This window comes from Mycobacterium branderi (assembly GCF_010728725.1).
Taxonomy (GTDB): domain Bacteria; phylum Actinomycetota; class Actinomycetes; order Mycobacteriales; family Mycobacteriaceae; genus Mycobacterium; species Mycobacterium branderi.
The window spans coordinates 131022-147541 of the sequence record NZ_AP022606.1; the positions used below are offsets into that span (position 1 = coordinate 131022).

15 protein-coding genes are annotated in these 16520 nt (G+C 66.2%); 9 read left to right on the forward strand and 6 right to left on the reverse strand.

Annotation, left to right across the window (positions count from 1 at the left end; translation table 11 throughout):
• Genes nuoL through G6N47_RS00895 form a run of 4 tightly spaced genes read left to right on the forward strand, consistent with a single transcriptional unit; the run spans nucleotide 1 to nucleotide 5769 of the window.
• Nucleotides 1-1875, forward strand: coding sequence for an NADH-quinone oxidoreductase subunit L (nuoL, locus tag G6N47_RS00880; protein ID WP_083129777.1), 1875 nt, complete (start codon nucleotides 1-3; stop codon nucleotides 1873-1875).
• Complete coding sequence (locus G6N47_RS00885) at nucleotides 1869-3428, forward strand: NADH-quinone oxidoreductase subunit M (RefSeq protein ID WP_083129778.1); 1560 nt, start codon at nucleotides 1869-1871, stop codon at nucleotides 3426-3428. Before nuoL ends, G6N47_RS00885 begins: the two co-directional genes overlap by 7 nt.
• Entirely contained in the window at nucleotides 3425-5011 is a 1587-nt protein-coding gene (nuoN, locus tag G6N47_RS00890; protein WP_083129779.1) for an NADH-quinone oxidoreductase subunit NuoN, read from the forward strand. The genes G6N47_RS00885 and nuoN overlap by 4 nt, the downstream gene beginning before the upstream one ends.
• The gene (locus tag G6N47_RS00895; RefSeq protein ID WP_083129780.1) at nucleotides 5008-5769 is read left to right on the forward strand and encodes an enoyl-CoA hydratase; all 762 of its coding nucleotides are present in this window, start codon (nucleotides 5008-5010) and stop codon (nucleotides 5767-5769) included. The genes nuoN and G6N47_RS00895 overlap by 4 nt, the downstream gene beginning before the upstream one ends.
• Nucleotides 5770-5818: 49 nt before the next feature.
• Here the strand turns inward: G6N47_RS00895 and G6N47_RS00900 are convergent, their stop codons facing one another.
• The 6 genes from G6N47_RS00900 to G6N47_RS00925 are packed head-to-tail and all read right to left on the reverse strand — an operon-like array spanning nucleotide 5819 to nucleotide 10598.
• A complete protein-coding gene (locus tag G6N47_RS00900; RefSeq protein WP_139799362.1) occupies nucleotides 5819-6289 on the reverse strand; it encodes a hypothetical protein in 471 nt (156 codons plus the stop codon).
• Nucleotides 6289-7542, reverse strand: a complete 1254-nt coding sequence (locus tag G6N47_RS00905; RefSeq protein WP_083129782.1) for a DUF58 domain-containing protein — start codon at nucleotides 7540-7542, stop codon at nucleotides 6289-6291. The genes G6N47_RS00900 and G6N47_RS00905 overlap by 1 nt, the downstream gene beginning before the upstream one ends.
• Nucleotides 7539-8498 (reverse strand): AAA family ATPase, encoded by a 960-nt coding sequence (locus tag G6N47_RS00910; protein ID WP_083129783.1) that lies wholly within the window; start codon nucleotides 8496-8498, stop codon nucleotides 7539-7541. Before G6N47_RS00910 ends, G6N47_RS00905 begins: the two co-directional genes overlap by 4 nt.
• Nucleotides 8495-8977, reverse strand: a complete 483-nt coding sequence (locus G6N47_RS00915) for a hypothetical protein (protein WP_083129784.1) — start codon at nucleotides 8975-8977, stop codon at nucleotides 8495-8497. The genes G6N47_RS00910 and G6N47_RS00915 overlap by 4 nt, the downstream gene beginning before the upstream one ends.
• Nucleotides 8974-9921, reverse strand: coding sequence for a DUF4129 domain-containing protein (locus G6N47_RS00920; protein ID WP_083129785.1), 948 nt, complete (start codon nucleotides 9919-9921; stop codon nucleotides 8974-8976). The genes G6N47_RS00915 and G6N47_RS00920 overlap by 4 nt, the downstream gene beginning before the upstream one ends.
• 50 nt (nucleotides 9922-9971) lie before the next feature.
• Complete coding sequence (locus tag G6N47_RS00925; RefSeq protein WP_083129786.1) at nucleotides 9972-10598, reverse strand: TetR/AcrR family transcriptional regulator; 627 nt, start codon at nucleotides 10596-10598, stop codon at nucleotides 9972-9974.
• Nucleotides 10599-10676: 78 nt separating this feature from the next.
• On the opposite strand from G6N47_RS00925, the gene G6N47_RS00930 reads away from it, so the two are divergent.
• The 5 genes from G6N47_RS00930 to G6N47_RS00950 are packed head-to-tail and all read left to right on the forward strand — an operon-like array spanning nucleotide 10677 to nucleotide 16516.
• Nucleotides 10677-12092 (forward strand): ABC1 kinase family protein, encoded by a 1416-nt coding sequence (locus tag G6N47_RS00930; protein WP_083129787.1) that lies wholly within the window; start codon nucleotides 10677-10679, stop codon nucleotides 12090-12092.
• Nucleotides 12076-13497 carry an ABC1 kinase family protein gene (locus tag G6N47_RS00935; RefSeq protein ID WP_139799295.1) on the forward strand — a complete coding sequence of 474 codons (1422 nt, stop codon included), beginning with the start codon at nucleotides 12076-12078 and terminating at the stop codon, nucleotides 13495-13497. The genes G6N47_RS00930 and G6N47_RS00935 overlap by 17 nt, the downstream gene beginning before the upstream one ends.
• Nucleotides 13484-14905: an ABC1 kinase family protein gene (locus tag G6N47_RS00940; protein ID WP_083129789.1), complete on the forward strand. Its 1422-nt coding sequence runs from the start codon at nucleotides 13484-13486 to the stop codon at nucleotides 14903-14905. Before G6N47_RS00935 ends, G6N47_RS00940 begins: the two co-directional genes overlap by 14 nt.
• The gene (locus G6N47_RS00945; protein WP_083129790.1) at nucleotides 14892-16073 is read left to right on the forward strand and encodes a cytochrome P450; all 1182 of its coding nucleotides are present in this window, start codon (nucleotides 14892-14894) and stop codon (nucleotides 16071-16073) included. The genes G6N47_RS00940 and G6N47_RS00945 overlap by 14 nt, the downstream gene beginning before the upstream one ends.
• Nucleotides 16070-16516, forward strand: a complete 447-nt coding sequence (locus tag G6N47_RS00950; RefSeq protein WP_083129791.1) for an SRPBCC family protein — start codon at nucleotides 16070-16072, stop codon at nucleotides 16514-16516. The genes G6N47_RS00945 and G6N47_RS00950 overlap by 4 nt, the downstream gene beginning before the upstream one ends.
• Nucleotides 16517-16520: the final 4 nt, after the last annotated feature.

A 16520-nucleotide genomic window follows, 5' to 3' on the forward strand; every position in this document is an offset into this window, starting at 1 on the left:
ATGACGGCATACACCTGGCTGCTCGTGGCTCTGCCGGCGGCCGGCGCATTGATCCTGCTGCTGGGCGGCCGGCGCACCGACCGCTGGGGCCATCTGCTGGGCTGCGCGGCGGCGCTGGCCGCGTTCGCGGTGGGCCTGGCGCTGCTCACCGAAATGGTTGGCCGCACCGACCGCCTCATTCACCAGAACCTGTTCAGCTGGGTGCCGGTCGGCGGGCTGCAGGTCGACTTCGGATTGCAGATCGACCAGCTGTCAATCTGTTTCGTGTTGCTGATCACCGGCGTGGGCTCGTTGATCCACATCTACTCGATCGGCTACATGGCCGAGGACCCGGACCGTCGACGGTTTTTCGCCTACCTCAACCTGTTTCTCGCGGCAATGCTGCTGCTGGTGGTCGCCGACAACTATCTGGGCCTCTACGTCGGCTGGGAAGGCGTCGGTCTGGCGTCGTATCTGCTGATCGGCTTCTGGTATCAGCGGCCGACGGCGGCCACCGCCGCCAAGAAGGCGTTCGTGATGAACCGGGTCGGCGACGTCGGGCTGTCGCTGGCGATGTTCTTGATGTTCGTCAACTTCGGCACGCTGTCGTTCGCCGGAGTGTTCGCCGCCGCACCGGGCGCGAGCCGCGGGGTGCTGGCCGCGATGGGGCTGCTGATGTTGTTGGGCGCCTGCGCCAAATCGGCGCAGGTTCCGCTGCAGGCGTGGCTCGGTGACGCAATGGAGGGCCCGACGCCGGTGTCGGCGCTGATCCACGCCGCCACGATGGTGACCGCCGGTGTGTACCTGATCGTGCGGTCCAACCCGGTGTTCAACCTGGCGCCCGACGCGCAACTCGCGGTGGTGATCGTCGGCGCCGTGACGCTGCTGTTCGGGGCGATCATCGGCTGCGCCAAAGACGACATCAAGCGGGCGCTGGCGGCGTCGACGATCAGCCAGATCGGTTACATGGTGCTGGCAGCCGGCCTCGGCCCGGCCGGTTACGCGTTCGCGATCATGCACCTGCTCACTCACGGGTTCTTCAAGGCGGGACTGTTCCTCGGGTCCGGCGCGGTGATCCACGCGATGGACGACGAGCAGGACATGCGCCGGTACGGCGCGCTGCGCACCGTGCTGCCGGTCACGTTCGCCACCTTCGGGTTGGGCTATCTGGCGATCATCGGGGTTTTTCCGTTCGCCGGGTTCTTCTCCAAGGACGCCATCATCGAGGCCGCGCTGGGCTATGGCGGCGTGCGTGGCGCCATCCTGGGAGCGGCGGCGGTGCTGGGCGCCGGGATCACCGCCTTCTACATGACCCGGGTGATGTTGATGACGTTCTTCGGCGAAAAGCGTTGGGCGCCAGAGGCGCATCCGCACGAGGCGCCAGCGGTGATGATCTGGCCGATGATCCTGCTCGCCGTCGGCTCGGTGTTCTCCGGCGGTCTGCTGGCGATCGGCGGCACCCTGCAGCACTGGCTGGAGCCGGTGGTCGGCAGTCATGAAGCCGCTCACGCCGCGCCGGCGTGGGCGACCAGCGTCGTGGTGCTCGCCGTGGTAGGCGTCGGCGTCGTGGTGGCCTATCTGATGTACGGGCGGCGTCCGGTGCCCGAGACCGCGCCGGCCGGTTCGGTGCTGACCGTCGCGGCACGGCGGGATCTCTACGGCGATGCCTTCAACGAGGAGGTGTTCATGCGCCCCGGTGCGCAATTGACCGACGCGCTGGTCGAGATCGACAACCGCGGCGTGGACGGCTCGATCAACGGGCTGGCCGCGCTGGTGAGCCGCACCTCGGATCGATTGCGAGGGTTGCAAACCGGGTTCGCGCGCTCCTACGCGTTGTCGATGTTCGTGGGCGCGGCGCTGGTCGCCGCGGCGATCTTGGCGGTGCGACTGTGGTGAGCTTCCCGTGGCTTTCGCTGCTGTGGCTGCTGCCGCTGGCCGGGGCCGTGCTGGTGATCGTCATGCCGCCCAGCTGGCGCCAATTCGCGAAATGGCTCGGGCTGGTTGTCGCCGTCGCGGTGTTGGCCGTGTCGATCGTGATCACCGCCGGGTTCGACACCACCGGCGCTGCTTACCAATTCATTGAATCCCACCCGTGGATACCGGCATTCGGCGCCGGCTACACCCTCGGCGTGGACGGCATCGCGGTGGTACTGGTGCTGCTGACCACCGGTCTGGTGCCGCTGCTGATCCTGGCCGGCTGGAACGACGGCGGCTCGCGCAGCCGCGGACCGCACGGATACGTCGCGCTGACGCTGACCGTCGAGTCGATGGTGCTGATCTCGCTGGTGTCGCTGGATGTGCTGCTGTTCTACGTGTTCTTCGAGGCCATGCTCATCCCGATGTACTTCATGATCGGCGGCTTCGGCGAAGGAGCACACCGGTCGCGTGCCGCGGTGAAGTTCTTGCTGTACAACCTGTTCGGCGGGCTGATCATGCTGGCCGCGGTGATCGGGCTGTACGTGGTGACGGCCCAGCACGGTTCAGGCACGTTCGACTTCCGCACGATTGTCTCCGCCGTGTCGTCGGGTTCGCTCGGCGTCGATCCGGCGGTGCTCAAGGCGCTGTTCCTCGGTTTCATGTTCGCGTTCGCGATCAAGGCGCCGCTGTGGCCGTTCCACCGCTGGCTGCCCGACGCCGCGGTCGAGTCCACCCCGGCCACCGCCGTGTTGATGATGGCGGTGATGGACAAGGTCGGGACCTTCGGCATGCTGCGCTACTGCCTGCAGTTGTTCCCTGACGCGTCAACGTATTTCCGTCCGTTGATCGTCGTGCTCTCGGTCATCGGTGTGGTCTACGGCGCCGTCGTGGCGATCGGTCAGACCGACATCATGCGATTGATCGCCTACACGTCGATCTCCCACTTCGGCTTCATCATTCTGGGCATCTTCGTGATGACCAGCCAGGGGCAGAGCGGGTCGACGCTGTACATGGTCAACCACGGCTTGTCCACCGCCGCAGTATTCCTGATCGCGGGATTCTTGATCTCGCGGCGCGGGACTCGGTCGATCAGCGCCTTCGGCGGCGTGCAGAAGGTGGCCCCGGTGCTGGCCGGCACGTTCCTGGTCGCGGCGCTGGCAACGCTGTCGCTGCCCGGGTTGGCGCCATTCATCAGCGAATTCCTGGTGCTGCTGGGCACTTTCAACCGCTACTGGCTGGCCGCGGCGTTCGGTGCCACCGCCCTGGTGCTGTCGTCGGTGTACATGCTGTGGCTGTACCAGCGGGTGATGACCGGGCCCGTGCGTGACGGCAACGAAAAGATCCGCGACCTGGTGCCGCGCGAACTCGTCGTCGTCGCGCCGCTGATCGTGCTGCTGGTGCTGCTCGGCTTTTATCCGAAACCGGTGCTGGACATCATCAATCCGGCGGTCGGCCACACCATGACCACGATCGGCCAGCAGGATCCCGCGCCGACGGTGCCGACCGGGACGGCGGAAGGACCGCACCGATGAGCATGCCCACCCCCAGCGTCGAGTACGTCCTGCTCTCCCCGATGCTCATCGTCTTCGGGGCTGCGGTGGCCGGCGTGCTGGCCGAGGCGTTCGTGCCGCGGCGATTCCGCTACGGCGCACAGGTGACGTTGGCACTCGCAGGACTCGTGGCCGCCTTCGTCGCCGTCATCGCGGTGGCCCGGCGGACCCCGCCGTCGGGCGAGACCGCGGTGCTGCGCGCGCTCGCGATCGACGGGCCCACCCTGCTGCTGCAGGGCACGATCTTGGTCGTGTCGGTGATGGCCGTCATCTTCATCGCCGAACGTCGGAGCGGTGAGGGTGCACCCGTCGGGCCCGGTGCAGCCACAGCCGTTGCGGCCGCGCTGGATTCGTTCACCCCGCAGGCCTCGGCGGTGCCCGACAGTGTCGGCGAGCGGCACGCGATCCGGGCCGGGGCGGCACAGACCGAGGTCTTCCCGCTGACCATGCTCGCTGTCGGCGGCATGCTGGTGTTCCCCGCGGCGAACGACTTGTTGACGATGTTCGTGGCGCTCGAGGTTCTTTCTTTGCCGCTGTACCTGCTGTGCGGGTTGGCCCGCCACCGCCGGCTGCTTTCGCAGGAAGCGGGCCTGAAATACTTTCTGCTGGGCGCTTTCTCGTCGGCGTTTTTCCTCTACGGCGTGGCGCTGCTGTACGGCGCGACCGGCACCCTGAACCTGCCCGGTATCGCCGACGCTCTCGCTAAGCACACCGACGACTCGATGGCGTTGGTGGGCGTCGCACTGGTGGCGGTGGGCCTGCTGTTCAAGGTAGGCGCGGTCCCGTTCCATTCCTGGATTCCGGATGTGTATCAGGGTGCGCCGACACCGATCACCGGGTTCATGGCCGCGGCCACCAAGGTGGCGGCGTTCGGCGCGCTGCTGCGCGTCGTCTACGTCGCGCTGCCGCCGCTGCACGACCAGTGGCGCCCTGTACTGTGGGCGATCTCGATCCTGACCATGGTGGTGGGCACCGTCACCGCGATCAACCAGAACGACGTCAAGCGAATGCTGGCCTATTCGTCGGTGGCGCACGTCGGGTTCATCCTCACCGGCGTGATCGCCGACATTCCGGCCGGTGTCTCGTCGACGATGTTCTACCTGGTGGCCTACAGCTTCAGCACGATAGGCGCGTTCGCCGTCGTCGGGCTCATCCGCGGCGCCAACGGCGAAGAGAACGCGTCGATGTCCCGGTGGGGCGGCCTGGGTCGGCGTTATCCCGTGGTGGGCCTGCTGTTTTCGATGTTCCTGTTGGCGTTCGCCGGTATCCCGTTGACCAGTGGGTTCGTCAGCAAGTTCGCGGTGTTCAAGGCGGCGGCGCAGGGTGGCGCGGTGCCGTTGGTGATCATCGGTGTGATCGCCAGCGGGGTGGCGGCCTACTTCTACGTGCGGGTGATCGTGCTGATGTTCTTCACCGAGCCGCCCGTGGAGGAGCTGCACGTCGTCATGCCAAGCTTCTGGAGCAAGGCGGCGATCGCGGTGTGCGCGGCGGTCACCATCCTGCTCGGTGTTGTTCCGCAGCCGCTGCTGGATCTGGCCGAGCAGGCTGCCCAATTGGTCAGATGACCGTTCTTCGCGACGACGTCGGCGCGGTGCGGGTGCTGACCCTCAACCGCCCCGAGGCGCGAAACGCGTTGAACAGCGAGCTGATTGAAGCGTTGTATGCGGCTTTCTGCGAGGCAGACTCCGATCCGTCGGTGCGGGCGGTCGTGCTCACCGGGGCCGATCCGGCGTTTTGTGCCGGGGTCGATTTGAAGGAGGCGCAGCGCGAGGGCTCGGCGTATTTCGAGCGGTACCAGACGCACAACTGCATCACCCGGGTGGCCGAGATGCGCAAACCGGTGGTGGGCGCGATCAACGGCCCGGTGTTCACCGGCGGGCTGGAGATGGCGTTGGGTTGCGATTTCCTGATCGCCTCGGAGCGTGCGATATTCGCCGACACCCATGCGCGGGTCGGGATTCTGCCCGGCGGCGGGATGACGGCCCGGCTGCCGCAGGTGGTCGGTGCGGCGATGGCGCGACGACTGTCGATGACCGGCGAGGTGATCGACGCGGCGCGCGCCCTGCAGATCGGGCTGGTGACCGAGGTCGTCGCGCATGAGGGGCTCCTCGAACGGGCCGTCGAGTTGGCCGGCCAGATCACCGAGGTGCCGGCGCCGATCATGGCCGGGCTCAAGCAGATCTATGTTTCCGGGGCTGCCCCAGTCACCGATCCGGCGCTGGCCGCCGAGCAGGAGATCTCCGGTGCGCTGTCGGACGCCAGTGATCTCGGCGCCCGCTACGCCGAGATCAGCGAACGCAATCGCCGGCAGATCCGCCGCTGAGTTCTCCACAGCCGCCTCGGCTGGACAGACGGCACTGGCCCGCCCGAGATCAACCACGCCCACCATCCGGAGGAACTCCTGGGCGGAGACCCCGATCCCCCGGATGACTCGTGAACGGGCGGATGGCCAATACGTAGATCCCCAAGATGGCCAGCGGCGCCGCCAGCGGCAACCACGGCAATTCCAGCGGGAACGCGGTGGCGACCAAGCCTGCGAGCGTAAACCCAACGGCCCCAACGATGCTCGCATCGCTGACCGCATCGAGGCCGGCGGCGTGCCGCAGCAGCAGGTACCCGGCTGCTGCGAGACCCGAGACCGCGGCCACGGTGGCCGCGGGATTGGTCAACACGATGACCGCCACCGCCAGCAGCACTGCCAGTGTCGCGGCGGGTCGAAACAGAGTTCCGGCCGCCACCGCCGCCACGGCCAACATCGCGGCGACCAACGCCTGGCCATGCGTCCCGACGCCAACGGCTGTCACCATCAATAATCCGCAGGCGGTCGACAGGATGCGGAGCATCATCGGCGTCCCGTCACCGGGCGGCGGCGATCGGGCACCGCGTGCATCGACTGGTCCAGGGTGCGGTCGGGCTGCCAGGGCACCACGTCGACGCCGATCGTGGCCATGTCGCGATACATCGCCGACCGCTGCAACGCCCACAACCGGCCGATCAGCGGATCCTGATGATCGCCGAGCGGCGAGCCCTGCAGGACGTCGACCGCCACCACGAGGTGCCCGCGTTTGCGCAAGTCGATCAGCGCCAGCGCGAACTCCGTGTCGAGCAGCGTCGAGAATGCGACGATGATCGCGCCCGGCGGAACGGCGGCCCGCGGCGCGAGAGTGCCTGTGGTGGTTTCGAATCCGGCGCCAGAGCCGAGCACGGTGTCGAGCACCCGGTAGAACTGGCGCTGCCCGATGTCGGCGCCCAGCCAGCGCGGCTGGCGGCCGCCCAATGCCACGATGCCGGCGCGGTCGCCGTTGCGCAGCGCCGTCTGCACCACCTGGGCGGCGCCGCGCACAATGCGCTCGGTGGCATCGGTCGCCGGCCCCGGCGGTTGCGGATAGGTGTCGACAAGCACCACCACGTCGGCGGCTCGATCGGTCAACCGTTCGGTGACGTGCAGGCGGCCGCGGCGGGCACTCACCGCCCAGTTGACCGTGCGCAGCTGATCGCCGGGCACATACGCGCGGATGTCGGCGTATTCGACGCCGCTGCCGATGTGACGGGTGAGATGGGTGCCGATGCGATCCAGCAGTTCGGTCTGCGGAAGCGGCGTCGATTGCGGTGGCGCCAGCGGAAACACGGTGACGTGTGCGGCATCCGCGGTCGCCGTTCCCGCCAGCAATCCGCCGTGTGCGACGACGTCGACGCTGGCCCGGATCGGATAGCGACCCCAGCGGTCGGCCATGACGGCCACCGTCTGTCGTTGGGGAGAGCCGCCGTCGAGCGTGTCTAGTCGCATGCCCTCCACCGTCGTCACCCTGAGATCGACTGCCACGCCTGTGCTTTCCGTTGCCGCCGACACGTCCACCTGTGTCTCCTCGGTTTCGAAGCATCGTTGCGAACTGAGCTCGGCCTGGATCCGAACTTTCGGCAGCGGCCGCTGCCAGCCGATCGAACTCAACACGCCCAGCAGCGGTGCCGCGAACGCCAGCAGTTGCCAGCGCGAACTGAGCAGCGCGACAGCCAGCGCCACCCCCGCACAGGTGGCCACCGCCCGCGTCAACGTCGAGGCGCGCCAACGCAACTGGACTTCCTGCGGTTGGGTCACGACCGCGCCCGCGGAACCGGCAGGCGGCGCAGCAGTTCCTCGACGATGTCCGAGCCAACGATTCGCCGCACCCACATCTCGGGTCGAAGCGTGATCCGGTGTGCCACCGCCGGAACCGCGAGCGCCTTGACATCCTCGGGAATCACATAATCGCGGCCCAGCAGCAGCGCGCGGGCGCGGGCCAGCTGCACCAGATCCAGCTCAGCGCGGGGACTGGCCCCAACCGCGACCTGGGGGTGATGCCGGGTCGCGTTCGCCAACGACACCACATAGTGCAGGACGTCCTCGTGGACGCTGACCTGTTCCACCGATTCGCGCATGGCCAGCAGGTCATGAGCGTCGACGACCTGGTTCACCGTCGGCTCGGCCGATCCGCGGTCCAGCCGGCGGCGCAACATCGACGTCTCGTCTCGCTCGGAGAGGTAGCGCAGTTCCAGCCGAACCGCAAAGCGATCCAGCTGCGCCTCCGGCAACGGGTAGGTGCCTTCGTACTCGATCGGGTTGTCTGTGGCCAAGACGATGAAAGGTGTTGGCAGCCGGTGGGTTTCACCGTCGATGCTGACTTGTCCTTCGGCCATGGCCTCCAGCAATGCCGCCTGGGTCTTGGGTGGTGTGCGGTTGATCTCGTCGGCGAGCAGTAGGTTGGTGAAGATCGGCCCCGGGCGGAATTCGAAGCGTCCGGACTGCATGTCGTAGACGGTCGAGCCGAGCAGGTCGGCCGGCAGCAGATCGGGGGTGAATTGCACGCGGGTGAAGTCGAGACCCAGTGCGGCGGCGAAGGACCGGGCGATCAACGTCTTGCCGAGGCCGGGCAGGTCTTCGATGAGCACGTGGCCCCGCGCGAGCACCGTGGTGAGGATGAGGGTGAGCGCGGAACGCTTTCCGACCACCACGCGCTCGATTTCGTCGAGCACCGCCTCGCAGCGGGCCGTGGTGGCCTCAGCCGGCATCGTCATACCTGCTCCAACCGTTGCAGTATTTCCTCGAGTGCCGCCCGGCCCGGCCCGGGCTCGTGCCCACCGGATTGCGCGACGTTGTTGGGATCGACCAAAGCCCACAGTTGAGGCCCGAAGAGCATGCGGCCAGTGGCGTAAAACGCTTCCGGATCCTTGGATTGCCTTTGCCCCGTGGTCATTTCGAACCGCCGCGCCAGAATCGGCCGCAGGTGGCGGTCCCAGTCCGCCCGAGTGGAATCCGACCAGCGGATCAACGTCTCGGTGCGGGAAAGCCAATCACGCAACGGCTTCCCCAGCGCATCGGCGGCCGCTTCCGACGCCGGCTCGCCCTCATGGGCGAGGAACCGGCGGATGTTGAACAGCGCGAATGCCACCGCCCCACCCGAAATCCACAACACGAACCGGCGGTCGTGCACCGACAGCGCGATCAACTCGGCGCCGATGACGCCGAAGACGCTGAGAATTACCAGGCGCTTCATACCGCGCTCCGCAATTCGGCGAGCACGAGTTGCAGCACGCGTACCGCGGTTTCGCGGTGGCTTTCGTTCATCACATGCGGGCTGAACCGCGCCTCTTCGAAGAGGTTCACCAGTCGCGCGGCGTTATCTGCGTGCAGCGCATGGTGTTCGACGGCCCGGGTCAATACCTCGGTGGGTGTGTCGGAATCCTGCGGAACAGCCTCCGGCACATGGGCCAGTTCGCGCTCCATCGCGGCGTAGCACGCGATGATCGCCTCGCGCGGTTCGCGGCTGAGATCGCCGATCTCGGCCAGCCCGACTTCTGCTGCGCGAGCGAGTGATTCGGACGACGCCGTGGGTGCCGGCGGTTGGAATGGTTCCGCAGCGAGCACGTGCGGTTTGGCGGTGCGCCGTCCGCGCACAGCGGCGATGGCGCCCACCACGAGCAGCAGGGCCAACGTCACCGTGCTCGCGATCAGATAGCCCAGCACGTCCCCGTCGCCCCGGTCGTTGCGCGGCTCGGGCGGCGGCGAGGTGTCGGGCCGAGGCGTCGGAGTCGCCGTTTCCGTCGCGCCCGGCAGCTCGCCGGCGCGGATCCCGTGCGGCCCGATGAACCGCGCCAGCAGCCATACGATCAGCAGCCACACGACGAGCACCGCGGCGCCGATCAGCAGTATCCGCCAGCCCGGGCGGCCCATCCCGCGGCTGAATCGGTCGGGCAGACCGCCGGCGCTGGGCGCGGGCCTGCGCGGATCGCGCAACCGGACGATCAGGGATGCGCCGATGATCGCCAGCGAGACGGCCAGCAGCGCCACCACGTAAGGCAACGACGCCGAACTGCGCGGCGGCTCCTGCTGCGCCTGCTGCTCGACACCGGGCAGATATCCACGCAAAGACGCAGCAACAACGACCAAGAGCACGATCACGGCGACCACGCGGCCAGTCGCCTTGTCGACCCCGGGCATTGGCACACCAATCGACCGGTTACCTGCCGCTGTTGCGGCATTCCGTTTGCTCATCCTGGCACGTCGGCCTCCCGTGCCGCTAGCCGCAGCGATTCGAGCCGACTGGCGAGCATTGCCGTCCACTCCGCGATGTACTGCTCGTCAGGCATACCCGCTCCCGGCCCGTGGAATACGGTGCTCGTTGCTCGTTGGCCATGGAGCGCATTCACTCCGACGACGGCGATGGCCGCGGCATCCTGTTGGCTGATCGTTGGGATCCAGCCAGTCACCCAGTCGGCGAGTTCGGCGTAGAGCCCGTCGAACAATGCCGCGTAGGCGTCGGTGAGTCGAGCCGACTGACCTGATGGAACGCGGGACGCGATCCGGAGCAGTTGGGTTTCCTCGTCGAGCACCGTCAGCACGTACCGGCCCAGCATGGTCAGTTCGCTGCGTAGGTCCCCCAAGCCGGCGAAAAGTTTGCGCATATCGCGCATGGCGTGGCGGCGGTCCAGTTGCCGGTCGATGCCGGCCTCCAGCAGCGCCTCCTTCGATTTGAAGTGGTGGTAGAGGGCGCCCGATCCCGGCGCCAGGCCGGCCGCAGCTTCGATCTGCGCGACGCTGGTTGCCTGGTAGCCCTGTTCACCGAACAGGCGCAGCGCCTCGGTAACCAGCCGTTCTCGGGTGGGGATTGCCGGCATTGACCGCTCCCAAGTACTCACTTAGTATCGACAAGTGAATACTTTAGCGCCTGAATCGCGGTGCCGCTAGGAGTGGCTATGGCCAACCCAGTCCCTCACGGGAGGATCCGACGCACGATGCCGTTGGCCGGGTTCACCGCACGTGCCGCCGGCGGACGGATGGTGGCCGCCCTGCGGGAGAAGACCGGCGACACCGATGCCGTGCAGCGTTTCCGTGAGCGGACCGCGGAGCGCTATACCGAGTTGCTCGGCCATTCCAAGGGAGTGCTAATGAAGGCCGGCCAGATGTTGTCCATGGTGGATGCCAGCGCTATTGGCAACGGCGGCTTTTCGCCCTACCAGAAAGCGCTGGCTCGGTTGCAGGCCGATGCACCATCCATGGATCCGACGCTAGCCAAAGAAGTGCTGCATGCCGACCTTGGCCGACCCGCCGAGCAGGTGTTCGCTGAGTTCAGCGACGAACCGATGGCCGCCGCCTCGATCGGGCAAGTCCACCGTGCGGTGCTGTACGACGGCCGCGATGTTGCGGTCAAGATCCAGTACCCCGGTGCGGCCGAAGCGATCCACGACGATCTGGCCAATACCGAACTGCTGGCGACGTTCTTCCGGTTCGGCGCGTCGGCGTCGGGTACCGCGATGGCGGCGAATCCACGACAGATGACGCGCGAGATCGCAGCGCGTATCTCGGAGGAAATCGACTACCGCCATGAGGCTGCCAACATCTCCGCGTTCAGCGAGCTCTACCGCGACCACCCGTTCATCCGGGTACCAGACGTTATTGCCGAAGCCTCCGGCGATCGGGTGCTGACCATGACCTACCTGGACGGAATCGACTGGGCCGCAGCACAACAGGCCGACCAGGAACTCAAAAACACCTGGGCGGAGGTGATTCTGCGGTTTGCCTATGGTTCTTACCGGCACGGGAACATGTTCAACGCCGATCCACACCCAGGCAACTACTGTTTCGGCCCAGACGGCAGCGTGGGATTCGTCGACTTCGGCTGCGTCAAACTCCTGCCTGAGCGTGTGCGCCGCTCATTCGTCGCGATGGTGCGCGCAACAGTTGACGGTCGTAAACATGAGGTGCGCGACCTGATGGTCGAGTTAGGTTACTTCGCAGGCGATTCCACGCTGTCGGCAGACGAGGCCTACCAGTGGATGGCGGAGCTGGCCCACGAGGTGCTCGCACCGCAGCCGGTCACTGTTACCCACGCCAGCTCACTACGCGTCATCCGCAACCTGATTGATCTTCGCTCGCCGGATCATCCAGGGCGTCGCATGTCCGCGCCGGACGACCTGGCTCTCTTTCCGCGCATTGTACTTGCAGCTCCCCTGTTCGCCGCTCTGGGCGCCACTATCTACGCTCGCTCGACATTGGACGACCTGGACGGAGTCGCCGAACCCATCACACGGCTGGGCAAGTTGCACAAAGCCTGGGTCCGTGAGTGTGGACTGCCGTTTGGGTTGGAGCCCCATGATGCCGCCTCGGGATAATCCTTTGCCGCGTGGGCGAATCCGTCGCACGATGCCCTTGGCAGGGTTCACCGCGCGGGCAGCCGGCGGCCGGGTGGTAGCCGCGCTACGGGAGAAGACCGGCGATGCGGGTGCGGTAGAACGCTTCCACGAGCGCACCGCCGAGCGGTATGCCGACCTGCTCGGGCACTCCAAAGGCGTCCTCATGAAGGCCGGGCAGATCTTCTCGATGATCGACGGCAACTCCATTGGCAACGGCGAACTTGGGCCGTATCAGGGTGCACTGATGAGACTGCAGGCCGATGCACCGCCCATGGACCCGATATTGGCCAAAACCGTCTTGCACAACGATCTTGGCCGGCCCGCCGAGGAGGTGTTCGCCGAGTTCACCGACCAGCCGATGGCGGCCGCCTCCATCGGACAGGTTCACCGAGCGGTGCTGCACGACGGTCGTCAGGTGGCTGTGAAGATCCAGTATCCGGGTGCCGCCGAGGCCATCAGCGACGATCTCGCGAATACAGAGCTGTTGACAACGTTTTTCCGGTTGGCTGCCTCGGCGCGGCGAACTGCCATGCAGACCGACCTACAGCGGGCCACGCGGGAGATCGCCGCGCGCATCGCCGAAGAACTCGACTACCGCCATGAGGCCGCCAACATCTCCGCGTTCAGCGAGCTCTACCGGGGTCACCCCTTCATCCTGGTGCCGGAGGTCATCACCGAAGCATCCGGTGGTCGGGTGCTGACCATGACCTATCTCGACGGGCTCGACTGGACCGCGGCGCAACAAGCTGACCAAGAGCTGAAGAACACCTGGGCAGAGGTGATCTGGCGGTTTGCGGCGGGGTCGTACCGGCATGCGAACCTGTTCAACGCCGATCCCCACCCGGGGAACTATCGCTTCGGCGTGGACGGCACGGTCGGCTTCGTCGACTTCGGCTGTGTCAAGGTCGTGCCCGAACGGCAACGACGCAGAATCGTCGAACTGGACCGCGCAGCCATTGACGGACGCAAGCACGGCCTGCGCGACCTGATGATCGAATCGGGTTTCTTGTCAAGCGATTCCACACTGACAGTCGACGAGGCATACCAGTGGTGGGCCGAGATCCTCTACGAGCTGCTCGCACCTCAGCCGGTCACCTATACCAAAGAGACGTCGCAACGTACCATCCGCAGCCTCATCGATATCCGTTCGCCTGATCACCCGGTTCGTCGTATCTCGGTCCCCGACGACTTCGTCTTCTTCTCACGGCTCAACCTCAGCGTCAACGCGATATCCACTGCGTTCGGCGCCACCATCCATGCACGGGCGATGGTGGACGACATGGACGGCGTCGCCGAACCGATTACACCGCTCGGCAAGCAGCATGACGCGTGGGTGCGCGAGCGTGGCCTCCCCTACGGATTGGATCCTCATGACGCCCCCTAGGGATAACCCTTTGCCCCGTGGGCGAATCCGTCGCACGATGCCCTTGGCGGGGTTCACCGCGCGGGCGGCTGGCGGCCGGATGGTAGCTGCGCTGCGGGAGCAGACCGGCGATGCAAGTGCCGTAAAGCGCTTCCACGAACGGACCGCGGAGCGATACACCGAACTGCTCGGCCACTCCAAAGGCGTACTGATGAAGGCAGGTCAGATCTTCTCGATGGTGGATACCCGCGCGGTTGGCCATGGCGGCTTTTCGCCATATCAGACAGCCCTCACTCGACTGCAGGCTAATGCGCCACCAATGGATCCCACGCTGGCCAAAGAGGTACTGCATGCCGACCTCGGCCGCACACCCGACGAGGTGTTCGCTGAATTCAGCGACAAACCAATGGCGGCCGCCTCCATCGGACAGGTGCATCGCGCACAGTTGCACGACGGCCGCGAGGTAGCGGTCAAGATTCAGTATCCCGGTGCGGCCGAGGCGATCCGAGATGATCTGGCCAATACCGAACTGCTGGCGACGTTCTTCCGGTTCGTGTCCGCGGCCGCTGGTACCGCGATGCCCGACCTGCGACAGGCAACTCGGGAAATCGCCGCCCGCATCTCCGAGGAGATCGACTACCGCCACGAAGCCGCCAACATCACCGCATTCAGCGAGCTCTACCGCGGCCATCCCTTTATCCGGGTCCCCGAGGTCATACATGAAGCATCCGGTGATCGGGTACTGACCATGACCCATCTCGACGGAATAGACTGGGTCGCGGCGCAACAAGCCAGCCAGGAATTGAAGAACACCTGGGCAGAGGTCATCCTGCGGTTCCATGGGGGTTCGATTCGGCACGCGAACCTGTTCAACGCCGACCCGCACCCCGGCAACTACTGTTTCGGACCGGACGGCACAATCGGATTCGTCGACTTCGGCTGCATCAAAGTGCTGCCCGAGCATGTGCGCCACTCATTCGTCGCGATGACGCGCGCAATGCTTGACGGCAGGCAGCGCGATTTGCATTACCTGATGGTCGAATCAGGCTTCTTGACAGGGGATTCCACGCTTTCCGCGGACGAAGCCTACCGTTGGTTCGCGGGGCTCCTCCACGAGTATCTCGCACCCCAGCCGGTCAGGTTTACTCCACGTACCTCGGAGCGTGCCATCCGTGGCCTGATCGATATCCGCTCGCACGACCACCCTGTTCGTCGCGTGTCCGCTCCCGACGACCTGGTCTTCTTCGCCCGTATGCAACTCGAAATGAGCGCGATACTCGCCACACTGGGCGCCAGCGTCTACGTCCGGTCGGTCGCGGACGACATGGACGGTGTCGCCGAACCGATCACCCCGCTGGGCAAGCAGCATGACGCGTGGGTGCGCGAGCGTGGCATCCCCTACGGATTGGAGCCTCATGACCACCCCTAACACCACAGCGCCCCGCCTGCCGTGGGACGCCGCAGACCCCTACCCGTTTTACGAACGACGGCGCCGGGACGGTGACGTGGTGTGGGACGAAACCGCCCAGGGCTGGCTGGTTCTCGGCTACGATGCAGCGCGACAGGTGCTGGGCGGATCCGGATGGACCAGCAATCCGCTGGCCAATCCGAACGCCCGTGCGGCGATCGATTCCATGGGCTCGGAAATAGTCGACCGGTCAATGTTGTTCGCCGACGGCGCCAATCACGACCGGTTGCGCGGGTCGGTGCGCGACGTGTTCACCCGCTCCTTCATCACCGGCCTTAATGCCGGGGTGGAAGCCATCGCGGAAGCGGTGATCGGCCACCCGTCGGCGGCCGCGACGTTCGACTTCATGGCCGAAATAGCCTTGCCGCTGCCGATCGCGGTCGCCAGCGAGTGGCTCGGCCTTGATGCTGTGTGCTCTCGGCTGCTGCGTGAACAATCACCGGCGATCATCCGACTGCCGGGTACGCTGGCGGACGCGGACGATATCGCCGCCGGCGCAGCGGCCTTCGCGGCCCTGGTGACCGAGTTCTTACCCCTGGCGGCAGACCGTCGCTCGAACCCAGGCGACGACCTGCTCAGCTTCATCGCGTCCGACCCGGACCTGCAGCTCGACGACGTCGTCATAACCGCAATTCTCATCGCCGTCGCGGGTCATGAGACGACCGCGAACCTGCTGGGGGCAGCTATGATTCGGCTGCTCACCCCGGGTGCAGGGGGCGCCCGCATCGTCGATAGACTCGACGCAGCCGACGCGTCGCTAATCACAGAACTACTGCGGCTCGACGGTCCGGTGCAGGCAACGGCGCGTACCGCCACCGAGGATCAGCGCATCGGAGGCGTCGACATCGCCTGCGGCCAGCAAGCCCTGGTAGTCGTCGCCGCCGCCAATCGCGACCCCGCCGTATTCAGCGAACCCGACCAGTTCCGGCCCGACCGCACCGGCCCGGCGCCGCTGTCCTTCGGATACGGCACGCATTACTGCCTCGGTGCCGCCTTGGCGCGGCTGGAAACCAATGTGGCGCTGCGTGGAGTCCTCGCCCGCAACGCGGTATTGGCAGGCGCCGCTACTTGGCGCGACACCACCGCAATCCGCGGACCCCTTAATCTCCCAATGGTGTTCCGAGAATGAGCAAGCTGTATCGGTACCAGGTGTCGCGCCACGTGGCGGCCGACCCGCGGATTGTGTGGGATGTCGTCTCCGATCACGCTGGCATGGCCGAATGGACACCGTTTCGCAGATCGGTCGTCGAAAAGCCGGGCAAGCCGCACCCAAACGGGATCGGCGCCGTGCGAGCCCTCTACTTGGCGGGACCCCCGACACGAGAACGGATTATCGAGTTCGAGCCGCCGCGACGGCTGCGGTACACGCTGCTATCCGGGTTGCCATTTCGTGACTACATCGGCGAGGTGAACGTCGAGCCCGACGGGACGGGCACGCGGCTCGCCACCGAACTTGCCTTCCGAACACGCATTCCCGGCTCGCAGGTCTTTGGCCCGATCGCCATTCGACTCGGGACGAAGGGCGCCGCACGGCTGGCAGAGAAGCGCGCGAACCCGCACGTGTCGAAATAACGGT

What these genes read in the sequence shown, in the direction of transcription:
- G6N47_RS00935 (WP_139799295.1), top strand. Translation starts at nt 12,076, where the DNA reads ATGCCGCCTCGGGATAATCCTTTGCCGCGTGGGCGAATCCGTCGCACG.
- G6N47_RS00915 (WP_083129784.1), bottom strand. Translation starts at nt 8,977, where the DNA reads ATGAAGCGCCTGGTAATTCTCAGCGTCTTCGGCGTCATCGGCGCCGAG.
- G6N47_RS00920 (WP_083129785.1), bottom strand. Translation starts at nt 9,921, where the DNA reads ATGCCCGGGGTCGACAAGGCGACTGGCCGCGTGGTCGCCGTGATCGTG.
- nuoL (WP_083129777.1), top strand. Translation starts at nt 1, where the DNA reads ATGACGGCATACACCTGGCTGCTCGTGGCTCTGCCGGCGGCCGGCGCA.
- G6N47_RS00940 (WP_083129789.1), top strand. Translation starts at nt 13,484, where the DNA reads ATGACGCCCCCTAGGGATAACCCTTTGCCCCGTGGGCGAATCCGTCGC.
- G6N47_RS00895 (WP_083129780.1), top strand. Translation starts at nt 5,008, where the DNA reads ATGACCGTTCTTCGCGACGACGTCGGCGCGGTGCGGGTGCTGACCCTC.
- G6N47_RS00900 (WP_139799362.1), bottom strand. Translation starts at nt 6,289, where the DNA reads ATGCTCCGCATCCTGTCGACCGCCTGCGGATTATTGATGGTGACAGCC.
- nuoN (WP_083129779.1), top strand. Translation starts at nt 3,425, where the DNA reads ATGAGCATGCCCACCCCCAGCGTCGAGTACGTCCTGCTCTCCCCGATG.
- G6N47_RS00945 (WP_083129790.1), top strand. Translation starts at nt 14,892, where the DNA reads ATGACCACCCCTAACACCACAGCGCCCCGCCTGCCGTGGGACGCCGCA.
- G6N47_RS00930 (WP_083129787.1), top strand. Translation starts at nt 10,677, where the DNA reads ATGGCCAACCCAGTCCCTCACGGGAGGATCCGACGCACGATGCCGTTG.
- G6N47_RS00950 (WP_083129791.1), top strand. Translation starts at nt 16,070, where the DNA reads ATGAGCAAGCTGTATCGGTACCAGGTGTCGCGCCACGTGGCGGCCGAC.
- G6N47_RS00925 (WP_083129786.1), bottom strand. Translation starts at nt 10,598, where the DNA reads ATGCCGGCAATCCCCACCCGAGAACGGCTGGTTACCGAGGCGCTGCGC.
- G6N47_RS00910 (WP_083129783.1), bottom strand. Translation starts at nt 8,498, where the DNA reads ATGACGATGCCGGCTGAGGCCACCACGGCCCGCTGCGAGGCGGTGCTC.